This window comes from Pseudomonas sp. RT6P73 (assembly GCF_054897715.1).
This window is the reverse complement of record NZ_JBUBUV010000002.1, coordinates 5,438,346-5,452,382: the sequence shown is the minus strand read 5'-3', so window position 1 is coordinate 5,452,382 and position 14,037 is coordinate 5,438,346. Positions and strand designations below refer to the sequence as shown.

Annotated in this window: 18 protein-coding genes and 1 pseudogene; 9 read left to right on the top strand and 10 right to left on the bottom strand. The window is 59.5% G+C overall.

Features of this window, described 5'->3' with window-relative positions; translation table 11 throughout:
* Nucleotides 1-17: 17 nt before the first annotated feature.
* Nucleotides 18-926: pseudogene (locus ACYZT6_RS25275) on the bottom strand (YifB family Mg chelatase-like AAA ATPase); the annotation flags it as partial.
* Between the two features lie 178 nt (nt 927-1,104).
* Nucleotides 1,105-1,275 carry a hypothetical protein gene (locus tag ACYZT6_RS25270; protein ID WP_462029083.1) on the bottom strand — a complete coding sequence of 57 codons (171 nt, stop codon included), beginning with the start codon at nt 1,273-1,275 and terminating at the stop codon, nt 1,105-1,107.
* 197 nt (nt 1,276-1,472) lie between these two features.
* Here ACYZT6_RS25270 and ACYZT6_RS25265 point away from each other — a divergent pair, with 197 nt between their 5' ends.
* Entirely contained in the window at nt 1,473-1,751 is a 279-nt protein-coding gene (locus tag ACYZT6_RS25265) for a HigA family addiction module antitoxin (RefSeq protein WP_462029082.1), read from the top strand.
* On the opposite strand, the gene ACYZT6_RS25260 is transcribed toward ACYZT6_RS25265, so the two are convergent.
* Nucleotides 1,748-2,269, bottom strand: coding sequence for a BRO-N domain-containing protein (locus ACYZT6_RS25260; protein WP_462029081.1), 522 nt, complete (start codon nt 2,267-2,269; stop codon nt 1,748-1,750). The two genes, ACYZT6_RS25265 and ACYZT6_RS25260, sit on opposite strands and share 4 nt — an antisense overlap.
* Before the next feature lie 458 nt (nt 2,270-2,727).
* Nucleotides 2,728-2,988 carry an accessory factor UbiK family protein gene (locus tag ACYZT6_RS25255; protein ID WP_033060695.1) on the bottom strand — a complete coding sequence of 87 codons (261 nt, stop codon included), beginning with the start codon at nt 2,986-2,988 and terminating at the stop codon, nt 2,728-2,730.
* Between the two features lie 419 nt (nt 2,989-3,407).
* On the opposite strand from ACYZT6_RS25255, the gene glnK reads away from it, so the two are divergent.
* From glnK to ACYZT6_RS25230, 5 genes are all read left to right on the top strand, one after another.
* Entirely contained in the window at nt 3,408-3,746 is a 339-nt protein-coding gene (gene glnK, locus ACYZT6_RS25250; protein ID WP_002555808.1) for a P-II family nitrogen regulator, read from the top strand.
* Between the two features lie 37 nt (nt 3,747-3,783).
* Complete coding sequence (locus ACYZT6_RS25245) at nt 3,784-5,121, top strand: ammonium transporter (RefSeq protein WP_461977781.1); 1,338 nt, start codon at nt 3,784-3,786, stop codon at nt 5,119-5,121.
* A gap of 213 nt (nt 5,122-5,334) precedes the next feature.
* Nucleotides 5,335-5,760 carry a secondary thiamine-phosphate synthase enzyme YjbQ gene (locus tag ACYZT6_RS25240; protein WP_461956272.1) on the top strand — a complete coding sequence of 142 codons (426 nt, stop codon included), beginning with the start codon at nt 5,335-5,337 and terminating at the stop codon, nt 5,758-5,760.
* Nucleotides 5,761-5,861: 101 nt separating this feature from the next.
* Entirely contained in the window at nt 5,862-6,188 is a 327-nt protein-coding gene (gene sutA / locus ACYZT6_RS25235; protein WP_462029080.1) for a transcriptional regulator SutA, read from the top strand.
* Nucleotides 6,189-6,309: 121 nt separating this feature from the next.
* The gene (locus tag ACYZT6_RS25230; RefSeq protein ID WP_462027613.1) at nt 6,310-7,641 is read left to right on the top strand and encodes an IS4 family transposase; all 1,332 of its coding nucleotides are present in this window, start codon (nt 6,310-6,312) and stop codon (nt 7,639-7,641) included.
* 179 nt (nt 7,642-7,820) lie between these two features.
* Here the strand turns inward: ACYZT6_RS25230 and ACYZT6_RS25225 are convergent, their stop codons facing one another.
* Genes ACYZT6_RS25225 through lptM form a run of 6 tightly spaced genes read right to left on the bottom strand, consistent with a single transcriptional unit; the run spans nt 7,821 to nt 12,431 of the window.
* Nucleotides 7,821-8,525, bottom strand: coding sequence for an HAD family hydrolase (locus ACYZT6_RS25225; RefSeq protein WP_462029079.1), 705 nt, complete (start codon nt 8,523-8,525; stop codon nt 7,821-7,823).
* Nucleotides 8,522-9,421 carry a tyrosine recombinase XerC gene (gene xerC / locus ACYZT6_RS25220; RefSeq protein ID WP_090178141.1) on the bottom strand — a complete coding sequence of 300 codons (900 nt, stop codon included), beginning with the start codon at nt 9,419-9,421 and terminating at the stop codon, nt 8,522-8,524. Before xerC ends, ACYZT6_RS25225 begins: the two co-directional genes overlap by 4 nt.
* A gap of 2 nt (nt 9,422-9,423) precedes the next feature.
* Nucleotides 9,424-10,149, bottom strand: coding sequence for a DUF484 family protein (locus ACYZT6_RS25215; protein WP_462029078.1), 726 nt, complete (start codon nt 10,147-10,149; stop codon nt 9,424-9,426).
* Nucleotides 10,150-10,162: 13 nt separating this feature from the next.
* On the bottom strand, nt 10,163-10,993 hold the full coding sequence (gene dapF, locus ACYZT6_RS25210; protein WP_462029077.1) for a diaminopimelate epimerase: 831 nt from the start codon (nt 10,991-10,993) through the stop codon (nt 10,163-10,165).
* Nucleotides 10,994-10,997: 4 nt separating this feature from the next.
* Entirely contained in the window at nt 10,998-12,245 is a 1,248-nt protein-coding gene (lysA, locus tag ACYZT6_RS25205) for a diaminopimelate decarboxylase (RefSeq protein WP_462029076.1), read from the bottom strand.
* Between the two features lie 9 nt (nt 12,246-12,254).
* Nucleotides 12,255-12,431, bottom strand: coding sequence for an LPS translocon maturation chaperone LptM (lptM, locus tag ACYZT6_RS25200; protein WP_461988988.1), 177 nt, complete (start codon nt 12,429-12,431; stop codon nt 12,255-12,257).
* A gap of 342 nt (nt 12,432-12,773) precedes the next feature.
* On the opposite strand from lptM, the gene cyaY reads away from it, so the two are divergent.
* From cyaY to rnk, 3 genes are all read left to right on the top strand, one after another.
* A complete protein-coding gene (gene cyaY, locus ACYZT6_RS25195; RefSeq protein ID WP_131060737.1) occupies nt 12,774-13,106 on the top strand; it encodes an iron donor protein CyaY in 333 nt (110 codons plus the stop codon).
* A gap of 4 nt (nt 13,107-13,110) precedes the next feature.
* Nucleotides 13,111-13,329 carry a DUF1289 domain-containing protein gene (locus ACYZT6_RS25190; RefSeq protein ID WP_462029075.1) on the top strand — a complete coding sequence of 73 codons (219 nt, stop codon included), beginning with the start codon at nt 13,111-13,113 and terminating at the stop codon, nt 13,327-13,329.
* Nucleotides 13,330-13,623: 294 nt separating this feature from the next.
* Nucleotides 13,624-14,034 carry a nucleoside diphosphate kinase regulator gene (rnk, locus tag ACYZT6_RS25185; RefSeq protein ID WP_046045088.1) on the top strand — a complete coding sequence of 137 codons (411 nt, stop codon included), beginning with the start codon at nt 13,624-13,626 and terminating at the stop codon, nt 14,032-14,034.
* Nucleotides 14,035-14,037 lie beyond the last annotated feature (3 nt).

Here is a 14,037-nt window from a genome sequence, read left to right as displayed (position 1 = left end):
CTAAAAAGTCAAAATACGAGTTCGTCGAGGAACAGCACGCCATGGTGGGCGAGGGTGATTTCGCCGGGTTGTGGTTTCGATCCACCACCCACCAATGCAGGGCCGGAAGCCGAGTGATGGGGCTGGCGGAATGGTCTTTGCGGCCAGTGGCTGAGTGGCACGCAACTGGTGACGGATTGAATGGCTGCGACTTCCAGTGCCTCGTTTTCGGCGAGCGGTGGAAGCAAACCCGGCAAACGACTCGCCAACAACGTTTTCCCCGTCCCCGGCGGTCCGCTAAATAGCAGGTTATGAGCCCCAGCCGCCGCAATCAGCAATGCGCGCTTGGCCGAAAGTTGTCCCTGCACTTCATTCAAATCCGGATAGGGTTTGCTGGCGTAGAGCAAGCCATTGGAAACGTAAGGTTCAACCGGCGTATGTCCATTGAAGTGCGCGACGGCTTCCAGCAGGTGATCCACGGCAAACACCTTCAACCCGGACGCCAGGCACGCCTCCTCGGCATTCGCCCGCGGCACCATCAACGAGCGTCCGGCCTTGCGTGCGGCCAGCGCAGCCGGCAACACGCCTCTCACGGCACGTACCGCGCCTGACAGCGCCAATTCTCCCAAGCATTCAATGTCATCCAGCGTCAACGTCGGCACCTGTACGCTGGCGGACAGAATCCCCAACGCAATCGCCAGATCAAATCGTCCGCCGTCCTTCGGTAAGTCCGCAGGAGCGAGATTGAGCGTGATGCGCCGCGCCGGGAATTGCAGCCCCGAATTAATGATCGCGCTTCGCACCCGGTCCTTGCTTTCCTTTACTGCCGCTTCGGGCAAACCGACCATCGTCAAGGACGGCAAGCCATTGGCCAGATGGACTTCGACGGTGACGGCGGGAGCATCCACGCCAATCTGGGCGCGGCTGTGGACGATGGAGAGGGACATGGTCGTTCCTTGAGCTAAACGAGAGGCCGCTTCCTGCGGGTTTTTTAAGGGTAGACGGGGAGAGGGAATTGGTGGGTCGGTTACGCGAGCAAACTTTCGCGGGATGTTACGGCTACGAACAAGAGCATCGGCGAGGTACAAAAAAACCGCCACTAGACGGTTTCTTTCTCGAAAAAATTCAGCTTCGTCCACCGGCCAACCAACCGCTTGGCTCAAGTTCTTTGCCATGCGCGATGGCGACTTCAATAAAGCGCCGTTGATTGGCCGATAAACTTCCAGCCAAGCGACGTGCTTCGGCGTGAAACTCGGCAATTTGTAACAGCTTCGCCTTTCGCTTTTTTGGGCTCATTCGCACCTCCTTGGATTGGATGTTTGTTTGGCGGAAAGCGTAGAGGAACGGGTGCGAACTATTAAATCAGGCTGGAGAGCTGCTTTTTGTAGGACCGTGCCTAAAAAGTTGAAGGACGACGGTGAAAGAGCGTGGATGGTCTTGCGATCAGAAGGTTGCTGCTTATGATCTCGCTGAAACAGCCGTAGAAGACGCGAATGAAAAGGAATGGAATGCGCCCGATTCATCCAGGTGAAATTCTCAGCGAAGAGTTTTTGAAGCCGCTGGATATTGCAACCGCGGCTTTGGCTCGATTGCTGAACGAGCCAGAGGCGGAAATAGGCGATGTTGTGAGTCAGCAGGTCGGTGTCAGTGCGGGTCTGGCGAAGAAGCTATCCGTCCACCTGAACACCACGTCTGAGTTCTGGCTGAACCTGCAGTTGACTTACGATCTGCGTAAAGCCGAAATCGGACGTGGTTGCGCTTTAGGTGCTTAAAGCGATTGCAGCATCCGCGAAGCTCGCTTCCACCACGGTGCATTGATCGCACGCTGCGGCCGTTCACCCTCTGGCAGCATTTGCGGAACATCCTGCAACCGAATCCACGGCTGGTTGTTCCAGTGCAGCAAACTCAATGACATCTCTGGCCAGTTCAACAAACTCAGGACGGGGCGTTCAGTTGACGTCGGTTGTTGGGCATCTCTGAGGGCCGGCACTACGTCGTGGGTCAGCCATTCGCGCAGGCCTCGGTATTCGGGGCAGTAGTGGTAAACCAATAGTGCGTAGACGCCGGATTCGCTGATTAGCAGGGTGTCTTCGATGGCGCCGTGGATGAGGACTCGCGCGGATTGATGCTGATCAGGATCGAGTTTTCGGACGGCGCGCTCTTCTAGGTAAAGGCGAAGAAATCGGCCGAGGTCGCGGGCGCTGAACCAGGCCTGGTTTTCGAGGAGGAGGGCATGGAGGTGGAGGTTGTGGCGGGTGAAGATGTTTGGAGTCAGATAGTTGTCGTCCATGAAGCAGTACTCAAAATTCGCTTGATAGATAACTGCCACTTATCGTCGCCAAACAATAAGGGTGGCAGCTGCGTGCGGGTTGGCGAACCGGCCAAGCGAATACCGGCAGACCCGAAGGTCTCCCACACACAGCCGCCATAATTCGAGTCGGGGAGAGATACCCGATATCGGATAAGGTTGCGTGCATTGCTTGGTTCCAAGTCGCCAAACCCGGTGCTGAACATTCAGCATCGGGTGAGCTTAGTAACCGGAGCATCACGGCGCTATCGGACGGCGGTGGTGATCTTTGTAGGATGTTGCCGAGATTGTGGCGGGGCGGCAGATCAAGAGATCTCAGCCTTCGACAGTTCCTACAGGGGTGGTCTATCCAATGTGGGAGGGCTGGTAGACCGAGGCGACTCCATTCGCGGGCAAGCCCGCTCCCACAGGGAATTGCATTTCACAGAGGAGTCGGTGTGTTACTCAGTTGGCGGATTCAGCTTCGCTTCCAACTCCGCAACCTTCGCCTCAAGACTCTCCAACCGTGCCCGGGTCCGTGCCAGCACAACCATCTGGCTATCAAACTCTTCACGACTCACCAGGTCCAGCTTGCTGAAGCCGCTCTGCAGCAGTGCCTTGAACTGGCTTTCGATTTCGCTTTTCGGCAACGGGGTTTCGCCGCTGAAGAGGCGGGAGGCGGTGCCGGTCAGGGCGTCGAGGAAGTCTTTGGGTGCGAGCATGGGAAATGTCCTGTCAACAATGGCGGGCAGTGTATCACGCAGTGTCTATAGTCAATTCCGACCGCAGGGATGCACGCTTTTCGCGCATGTGGACGGGCGGCCGCGCACTGTTGTTGTGCGTATCCGCCGGGCCGTTTGTGTGAAGCGGCGGTTGGCAGCGGCCAAGGGATTGAATTCAGTGGGTTTTGGCGAGATGGCAAGCTTTCTGCTTAGTCGGTAGTGACCCATGCACTGATGCAGTCGCTGTGACGAATGCAGTGCGCCAAGCGGAACGGGGAAGTGTTTCGCTGGGAGTGGTTAGCAGGCGTCGGACGGGCAATCCAATGGCCGACGATGCGTTACAAAGCCAGGCACTGCGCTTAGACTTGAGTCGGGTTTGTTTTCCTGGGGCAAGTCCACCAATTCGGGAGAGAGTTTTCATGAAGCTAGTCACTGCCATCATCAAGCCGTTCAAGTTGGACGACGTGCGCGAATCGCTGTCCGAGATCGGCGTGCAGGGCATTACCGTTACTGAAGTCAAAGGCTTCGGACGGCAGAAGGGTCACACCGAGCTGTATCGCGGCGCGGAATACGTGGTCGATTTTCTGCCCAAGGTGAAGATCGATGTCGCCATTGACGACAAGGATCTGGACCGGGTTATCGAGGCGATAACCAAGGCTGCCAACACCGGCAAGATCGGTGACGGCAAGATCTTCGTGGTCAATCTGGAACAGGCGATTCGCATCCGTACCGGCGAAACCGATACCGACGCGATTTAAACGCCGCCACAAACCCAACGCCCCAGGAGAAAACAATATGACTCTGCGTAAATTCGCAGGGCTAGGAGCCCTGTTGTCCCTCGTAATGCCCAGCCTGGCTATGGCGGCAGACGAAGTGGCGGCCCCAGTCCTCAATTCCGGCGATACCGCCTGGATGATGACCTCGACAGCCCTCGTGCTGTTCATGACCATTCCCGGCCTCGCGCTGTTCTACGGCGGCATGGTCCGGTCGAAAAATATTCTTTCCGTGATGATGCAGTGCTTCGCCATTACCGGTCTGATCAGCATTCTGTGGGTCATTTATGGCTACAGCATCGCGTTCGACACCACCGGCATGGAGCAGGGCGTCGTCAACTTCAACTCGTTCTTCGGCGGCATGGGCAAGGCATTCCTCGCCGGTGTCACGCCTTCGAGCCTGACCGGTCCTGCGGCGCTGTTTCCTGAGGCGGTGTTCATCACCTTCCAGATGACCTTCGCCATCATCACCCCTGCGCTGATCGTCGGTGCCTTCGCCGAGCGGATGAAGTTCTCCGCCATGCTGATCTTCATGGGCGTGTGGTTCACCCTGGTTTACGCACCGATTGCGCACATGGTCTGGTCCGGCAACGGCGGCCTGATGTGGGACTGGGGCGTACTCGACTTCGCCGGCGGCACCGTGGTGCACATCAACGCGGGTGTGGCCGGTCTGATTGCCTGCCTGGTGCTGGGCAAACGCAAAGGCTTCCCGACCACTCCGATGGCGCCGCACAACCTCGGTTACACCCTGATGGGCGCCGCGATGCTGTGGGTCGGCTGGTTCGGCTTCAACGCCGGTTCCGCCGCTGCGGCCAACGGCACGGCCGGTATGGCGATGCTGGTGACCCAGATCGCCACCGCTGCCGCTGCACTGGGCTGGATGTTCGCCGAGTGGATCACCCACGGCAAACCAAGTGCACTGGGTATCGCTTCGGGTGTTGTGGCCGGTCTGGTTGCCATCACCCCTGCCGCTGGCACCGTGGGCCCGATGGGCGCTCTGGTCATCGGCCTGGCAGCGGGCGTGGTGTGCTTCTTCTGCGCAACCACCCTGAAACGCAAACTCGGTTATGACGATTCCCTGGACGCCTTCGGTGTGCACGGTATCGGCGGTATCCTCGGCGCGATCCTGACCGGTGTGTTCGCTGCACCGTCCCTGGGTGGCTTCGGCACCGTCACCGACATCGCCGCGCAAGTCTGGATTCAGTGCAAGGGTGTGGGCTTCACGGTGATCTACACCGCGATCGTCACCTACATCATTCTCAAGGTCCTGGACGCTGTCATGGGTCTGCGTATCACGGAAGAAGAAGAGGCCGTCGGCATCGACCTGGCACTTCACAACGAACGCGGCTACAACTTGTAGTACGCGCATAAAAAACTTGCCCGGCTTGCCGGGCATTTTTTTGTCTGGAGTTTGTCAGTGAAGGGCCTGCTGAAAGGTTTTTTCGTACACGTTTAGTGGCGTTTACGACGGGCGTTTTTCTGCGGCCAATGGCTTACATGATTGAAGGAATATTAGGGCCTTTGTTTTTTCCCTGAGCGCGCTAGAATGCGCCCCGAACGAGCGGAGAACTGTATGTGGCAACAGACTCTGATAACCCTGCGGGCACGGCCCCGGGGCTTTCATCTGGTAACGGACGAGTTACTCGCCGGCCTGCCTGAAATCAAGGCGTGTCGGGTCGGTCTGTTGCACTTGTGGCTGCAGCATACCTCGGCGTCGTTGACTATCAACGAAAACGCCGATCCGGCGGTACGTCTCGACTTCGAACGATTTTTCAATCGTCTGATCCCACAAGGAGCAGACGGCTATGAGCATAACGACGAAGGCCTGGACGACCTCCCGGCGCACTTCAAGGCCAGCGTGCTTGGCTGTCAGCTCAGTTTGCCGATTTCGGCAGGCCGACTGGCGCTGGGGACCTGGCAAGGCGTTTATCTGGGCGAGCACCGTGATTTTGGCGGTGCCCGTAAAGTCCTCGCCACCGTGCACGGTGAAGAGGCATGAACCGCTGGTCACCAGCGGTTATTGAATTTTTCCGGCGGCTGTCGACAGACGGTGAAGCTGGGCTATAACTAATCTGCTTTTCGCAAGTCATGAGGTAGAACATGAGCGACGATGATCTGGAAAACGACGACCTCGAAGTAGGCGACGACGACGAAACCGAAGAAGGTCTGGAAGCGGCGACGGACGAGGTCGTTGAAGACGACGGTGGCGAAGATGCGCCGGCCCCTACTGCCAAAGGCAAAGCCAAGGCTGCGGTATCGGTCGATGAACTGCCGAGCGTTGAAGCCAAGAACAAGGAACGCGATGCTCTCGCGCGGGCCATGGAAGAGTTTTTGGCCAAGGGCGGCAAGGTGCAGGAAGTGGAGGCCAACGTGGTCGCCGATCCTCCCAAGAAGCCTGACAACAAGTACGGCAGCCGGCCTATCTAAGCGTCTGCCCTTGCTTGCTGAAAAAGCCCGCCGTCGCTGCTAATGCTGTTCACTTAAGTATTTGAGTCCAAGCCGGGCTTATCCGAAAATCCGATGCCAGACCTCTGGCATCGGATTTTTTATGTCTGTTCAACAAGATCTGCTCGACCTCGGCGACCTTTTCAACTTCTGCGACCTGAGCACCTTCACCCAAAACATTCCCATCGAGTGGGTAGCGTCTGCGCTGGATCTTTCCAGTCAGGCGACCATTCGCCGACGTCGCCTGCCCGCTGACCAAGTGCTCTGGTTGGTACTCGGCATGGCCTTGTTTCGTGACGAGCCGGTTCATGAGGTGGCCAGACGATTGAACATCTGCGCTCAAGGCCTGGCCACCGACCACTTGTTGGCCCGCAGTGGTGTGACCGAGGCGCGCAAGCGACTCGGTGCCGATCCTGTTGAGTGGTTATTCCGCAAGACCGGGACCCAATGGGGCGCGGAGCGCTATGACGATGATACCTGGCATGATCTGCAGGTATTCGCGGTGGACGGTGCACTTTTGCGTACTCCGGATACGCCCGAGCTTCGAGATCACTTCGGGTCGGGAAACACTCCAAGCGACCGCCAGACGCCGTTTCCGATGCTGCGCTTGGTGGCCCTGATGAATGTGCGTTCGCACGTGATCATGGATGCTCAATTGAGCCCTTATCGACGCAGTGAAATGCGCTTGGCCGACGAATTTTTGCAGCAGATACCCGACCACTCGGTGACGCTGTTCGACAAAGGTTTTTGGGGTGCCGAGCTGCTGTCGAGCCTGAGCGGAGCAGGCATCAACCGTCATTGGTTGATCCCGGCAAAAAAGGGACTGGTCTGCGAGGAAGTGGCCCGTTACAGCCAGCACGACAGGTTAGTGCGTATGAAAGTCTCACCGCAGGCCAGAAAGCGAAACCCGGTTCTTCCAACGCACTGGGAAGTACGCGAAGTCAGTTATGAAATCAAAGGCAAGGTGAAGACCGTCATGACGTCGTTGCCGGCCAAGACCTACAACACTCAAGCCGTTGCCAAACTTTACCAAGAGCGTTGGGAAATCGAATTGGGCTTCAGGGACATCAAGAGTTCGATGCAACAGAACGCAATGACCTTGCGCAGCAAAAAAGTCGAGCTGATCTATCAGGAAGTGTGGGGGCTATTGCTGGCTTATAACGTGATTCGTCGAGAGGCCAGTCAGGCGGCGGTGGCGTTTGGCCGACCACCCTCGGACATCCGTTTCAAACCCGTTTGTCAGTACATCGCCGTGCAACTGATCGTGATGGCGGCGGCTAATCCGATTTCAGCCACAGGAAGACGCTTGGCTGAGTTGAGAGCAGGGATAGGAGGATTGTTTCTGGATCACCGCCCAAGGCCTTCGAGACCAAGGACGGTGAAAATTTCGAAAACCCGATTTCCAGTGGACCGTAAGGCTGCTCCGCTTAAGTGAACAGCATTACGCCGTCGCTGCGGGCTTTTTCATGTGCGGGGGAAAGTAGTCGAAGTTGCCGGGCACCCTGTGGGAGCGGGCTTGCCCGCGATGGGGCCATCAGATCCAACAGTAATGCTGGCTGACAGTCAGCTATCGCGGGCAAGCCCGCTCCCACAGGGGCGGTGGTGTTTTCAGGATCAGTGTCGAGAATTCCAGAGGGCCAACAACGCCGGCAACTCGGTCAGGCTTCCAATCTCCGCATCCGGCGCCTTCTCGGCTTCCCACACCTTACCCGCCGGGTTAAACCAGATCGCCCGCAACCCCGCCTGCTGCGCTCCGGCAATGTCATCTCCCGGGTGATCGCCGATATGCACCGCCGTCTCCGCCGTTGCACCACCACGCTGCAACGCCTCATGGAACAGTCGCGCATCGGGCTTGGCGATGCCGATGTCTTCGGCGCACAACGCAAACTTGAAGTAATCCGCCAGCCCCAGCCGGCGCACATCGGCATTGCCGTTGGTGACCACGCCCAGGGCGTAATGCTTGGCCAGTGTCTCCAGCGTCGGCTCGACGTCGGGGAACACCTCGATCTGATGCCGGGCATGCAGAAACACTTCAAAACTCTTGTCGGCCAGGTCCGAAGCCTCGCCGTGGTTGTAACCGGCTTCTTCCAGTGCATGGAACAACACCCGGCGCCGCAGCGCACTGATGCGGTGTTTCAGGCCAGGTTCACTGCCCAGGATGCGCTCACGAATCGCCCACAAATGCTCCACCGGCACCGCGCCCAGGTTCGGTGCGTGCTCGGTCAGCCATTCGCGCAGTATGGCTTCGGCGCTGACGATCACCGGGGCGGTGTCCCACAGGGTGTCGTCGAGGTCGAAGGTGATCAGTTGGATGGTCATGAATCATCGCCCTTAATGCGTTTGGCCCGTGGATGGGCGCTGTCGTAGACCGTGGCCAGGTGCTGGAAGTCCAGGTGGGTGTAGATCTGGGTGGTCTTGATGTCCGAGTGGCCGAGCAATTCCTGTACGGCGCGCAAGTCTTGTGAGGATTCCAGCAAATGACTGGCAAAGGAATGCCGCAGCATGTGCGGGTGCAGGTTCTGCCCCAGCTCGCGCTCGCCGGCCGCCTTGACCCGCACCTGTATCGCCCGTGGGCCGAGGCGCCGGCCTTGCTGGCTGACAAATACCGCGTCGTCCGCCGGGTTGGTCATGGCCCGCAAGGGCAACCACAGTTCCAGGGCTTCGCGGGCTTTTTTGCCCACCGGCAGCAGTCGAGTCTTGCTGCCCTTGCCGAGCACCTGAACCATACCGTCGGCCAGATCCAGCTGATCCAGATTGAGTCCGGTCAGTTCGGAAAGCCGTAAACCCGAGGAATAGAACAGCTCCAGAATCGCCTGATCCCGACGTGCCAGGAAGTCATCTTCCACCGCGCCTTCGAGCAGCTGCAGTGCGCGGTCGGTATCGAGGGTTTTCGGCAGCCGACGTTCACCCTTGGGCGGCGCCAGGCCGTTGGCCGGGTCGTGATCGCAAAGACCTTCGCGGTTCAGGTAGTGATAGAGCCCGCGGACTGCCGACAGCAGCCGCGCCAGGCTACGGGATGATTGGCCCTGTGAATGCAGGCGCGCGATCAGGCTGCGCAGACGCTGGATATCCAGTGCGGCCCAGCTGCTGATGTTCTGTTTGACGCACCAGCCCAGCACTTTGTCGAGGTCGCGGCGGTAGGCGTACAGCGTGTGGGGCGACACCTGTCGCTCACTGCGCAGGTGTTCGCAGTAAGCGTCCAGTTGCCGTTCCATGGTCAGCGTACCGAGCGCAGGGAGCTGTTGACCCGAGGCAGGACGCGGCCCATGACTTCGGCGATGTAGCTCAGGAACAGCGTACCGACCGAGCTTTTGTAGTGCTGCGGGTCACGGCTGGCGATGGCCAGGACACCGTGGATGCCTTGATAGCTGATGGCGACGACGGCGGTGGAGCCGATCTGCTTGCGCTGCTCTTCGCCGAACAGAAAGTCCAGTTCGTGCTCACGCAGGCTGCCGCTGACGCTTTTGTCTTCCGAGAGCAAGCCGCCAATGGCCGTTTGCGCGTCGGCATGGGTGACCCAGCGGCCCACCGGCATGGGATTGTCGCCCAGCAGGATCAGGCTGACAAAAGGCACCTGGAAGTCCTGGCGCAGACTGTCTTCGACGCTGATCACCACGTCTTCCAGACTGTTGGCGTCCATCAGCGCGAGAATCAGGCGGCGGGTCTTGTCGAAGAGGCGGTCGTTGTCGCGGGCCACGTCCATCAAGTGCGAGAGGCGATGACGCAGCTCGATGTTGCGGTCGCGCAGGATCTTCATCTGGCGCTCGACCAGCGAGACGGTATCGCCGCGCTGGTGCGGAATGCGCAAGGCCGGGAGCAGTTCTTCGTGCTCGACGAAGAAATCCGGATGAGCCTCCAGGTACGCGGCAATCGCCGCCGCCTCAAGGCTTTCGGAAGAGGATTCGTCGGGCTGTTGGGCGGGAACCTGGGGCTTATCTTTCATGGATTCAACTCTCTCAAAGACGCACTTGTCCTTCATAAACGCGCACTGCCGGGCCGGTCATCATGACCGGTTGGCCAGGGCCTGCCCATTCAATGGACAGACGCCCGCCAGGCAGGTCGATCAATAGCGGCGAATCCATCCACCCCTGGCTGATCGCGGCCACTGCGGCAGCGCATGCGCCGGTTCCGCAGGCCTGGGTTTCCCCGGCACCACGTTCCCAGACGCGCAACTGCGCGCGGTTCCGGTCGATGACCTGAAGAAAACCGACATTGACCCGCGCCGGGAAGCGCGGGTGGTGTTCGATTTTCGGCCCCAGTTCATGCACCGGTGCGTTGTTGATGTCGCTGACCCGCAGCACGGCATGGGGGTTGCCCATGGACACGGCGGCCAGTTCGACCGTTGCACCCTCGACATCGAGCTTATAACTCAGGGCCTGTGCTGGCGCATCGAATGGAATCTCGGCCGGCACCAGGCGCGGTGCGCCCATGTTGACACCGATCTGGCCGTCGCTGCGGATATCCAGTTCGATGATGCCGCTTTTGGTTTCGACGCGAATCTGCCGCTTGGCGGTCAGGCGCTTGTCGAGCACGAAGCGGGCGAAACAGCGCGCACCGTTGCCACACTGTTCCACCTCGGAACCGTCGGAGTTGAAGATCCGGTAACGGAAATCCACGTCCGGGTTGCTCGGTGCTTCGACGATCAGCAACTGGTCGAAACCGATTCCGGTGTGCCGGTCGCCCCATTGCTTGGCATGCTTGGGCAGAATGTGCGCGTGCTGGCTGACCAGGTCGAGGACCATGAAGTCATTGCCCAGGCCGTGCATCTTGGTAAAACGCAGCAGCATGGTTTTACTCCGGCAGCAGGCTTTCGCCAGCAAACAACTCGGCTACCGTCTCACGGCGACGCACTTCAAATGCCTGATCACCGTCCACCAACACTTCAGCGGTACGGCCGCGGGTGTTGTAGTTGGAACTCATGACAAACCCGTAGGCGCCGGCCGAATGCACGGCCAGCAGGTCGCCTTCTTCCAGAGCCAGTTCACGATCCTTGGCCAGGAAGTCGCCGGTCTCGCAGATCGGGCCGACGATGTCATAGGCGCGAGCCGCAGTAGCGCGAGGGCGCACGGCGGTGACGTCCATCCAGGCCTGGTACAGCGCCGGGCGGATCAAGTCGTTCATGGCCGCATCGACGATGGCGAAGTCTTTGTGTTCGGTGTGCTTGAGGTACTCGACCTGGGTCAGCAGCACGCCGGCGTTGGCGACAATGAAGCGGCCCGGCTCGAACACCAGCGCCAGGTCACGACCGTCGAGTCGCTCGCGCACGGCTTTGATGTAGTCGGCCGCCAATGGCGGCTCTTCATCGCGATAACGCACGCCCAAACCACCACCGAGATCGATGTGGCGCAGGTAGATGCCGCAATCGCCGAGGCGGTCGACCAGGCCCAGCAGGCGGTCGAGGGCGTCGATGAAGGGTGGCAGGGTGGTCAGTTGCGAACCGATGTGGCAATCGACGCCGACCACTTCCAGGTTTGGTAGTTGCGCGGCGCGGATATACACATCTTCGGCGTCGGCGATGGCGATGCCGAACTTGTTCTCTTTAAGACCGGTGGAAATGTACGGGTGCGTGCCGGCATCGACGTCCGGGTTCACGCGCAGCGAGATCGGCGCGCGAACGCCCAGTTCGGCGGCGACCACTTGCAGACGCTCCAGCTCATCGGTGGATTCGACGTTGAAGCAGTGGACGCCAACTTCCAGGGCGCGACGCATGTCGTCACGGGTCTTGCCGACACCGGAGAAAACAATCTTGTCGGCGCTGCCGCCAGCGGCCAGTACGCGCTCCAGCTCGCCACGGGACACGATGTCAAAACCGGCGCCCAAACGCGCCAGGACATTCAGTACACCCAGGTTGGAGTTGGCCTTGACCGCAAAGCAGACCAGGTGTGGCATGCCGGCCAGCGCATCGGCGTAAGCCAGGTACTGGGCTTCGATGTGGGCGCGGGAGTAGACGTAAGTCGGTGTGCCAAAGCGCTCGGCGATGGCGGACAGGGCAACACCTTCCGCGAACAGCTCACCGTCACGGTAGTTAAAAGCGTCCATGGCGTTCCCTTATTGGTAGACGTCGTGCTTGTGTGCTTTGGAAGCAGGCTGCTTTTGCGACGACTTGGCCTGCTCGGCAGGGTCCTGGGAATCGTCGGGCAGGTATAGCGGGCCTTTTTGACCACAGGCCGACACAAGGCAGGCAACCGCGACTAGCGCGGCAAGGGAAGAGATCAGGCGCTTCATGGCGAAATCCTTGAAAATGCGTTAATTGCGCCGGAGTATACCGGCCACCCGGCAGCTTGCCTATGCGACGGGGCTCCCGTCCGGCGGGGCTTGTCAGAGCCGGTGGATATCATGCAATCCCTGTGGGAGCGGGCTTGCCCGCGAAGGGGCCGGCACATCCAAGCATCTCTGTTGATTGGGCCACCGCTTTCGGGGCAAGTCGAATCGTCGCACCGCCGCTCCCACAGGGACTGTGTTTGGAGTACCGGAATCGGCCCTTGGTCGTTATCCTTTGCAATCACCGGGGCTCGGCCGTATCTTGCGGCGCTTGAGCGTGAACAGACACTTTTTGAGGTTGCCGTAATGAGTTTGACCGAAGCCCGTTTCCACGATCTGGTCGATGCCACCCAGCAGACGCTGGAGGATGTTTTCGATGAGAGTGACCTGGATATCGATCTGGAGAGCTCGGCCGGTGTGCTCACCGTCAAGTTCGAAAACGGCAGCCAGTTGATCTTCAGCCGCCAGGAACCGCTGCGTCAGCTGTGGCTGGCGGCCGTGTCCGGTGGTTTCCACTTCGATTACGACGCCGAGAGCGAGCGTTGGATGTGCGACAAGAGCGAAGAGCAGCTGGGCGAGATGCTCGAGCGCATCGTCAAGCAGCAGGCTGGCGTCGAACTCGACTTCGAAGGTCTGTGAGATTGTGACGTCACCTGCGCCTGTTCGTCCGCCCAAGCCGCTCTACAGCAACGTCAGCCCGGCGGTGCCTTCGCCGTGCAGCGGTGTGTGCCGGCTGGACGAGCAGAAGGTCTGCCTCGGGTGTTTTCGCCATGTCGAAGACATCCGCGAATGGCGCTCGGCCGACGACGCTCGTCGCCGTGTTATCTGCGCCCAGGCCTCACAGCGCAAATCCTGCACCTGACGCTGCGCGCGATCTGTAGCAGCTGGCGAAGCCTGCGTTCGGCTGCGCAGCAGTCGTTAGATCAGGCGATAAGGTGTATCAGGAATACCGAGCACTCAGGTTTTACGACTGCTGCGCAGCCGAACGCAGGCTTCGCCAGCTGCTACAGATGTGTGTGGTCGCCCCTGACTTGTATATTTATTGAGCTGTGATAGTGTCCAGAAACGCCTCAACCCATCGAGGCTCGTGAAAACCCCGCCTTTTTCTGGCGGGGTTTTGCTTTTTCTGTGCAGAAGAAAGGAGTCTGCCTCTATCATGACCGCACCTTCCATCACCCTTACTCGTCTGGACGTGCAACGTCTGGAACGCCTGATCGACAGCCTGGATGACACGCTGCCGGGCGTTATCGCGCTGCAAACCGAACTGGATCGCGCCGATACCCTGGTCGGTCACGATGAAGTGCCCGCTGATGTCGTCACCATGAATTCCCGTGTGCATTGCCGCGAAGAAGGCAGTGGCAAGGACTATCACCTGACGCTGGTCTACCCCAAGGATGCCAACGCCGACGAAGGCAAGATTTCGATTCTGGCGCCGGTTGGCAGCGCACTGCTCGGTCTTAAAGTCGGTCAGCATATCGACTGGCCAGCACCGGGCGGCAAAACCCTCAAACTGACCCTGCTGGAAGTCGAATCGCAACCGGCCGAGGGCGGCCACTTTCCGGAATAACCC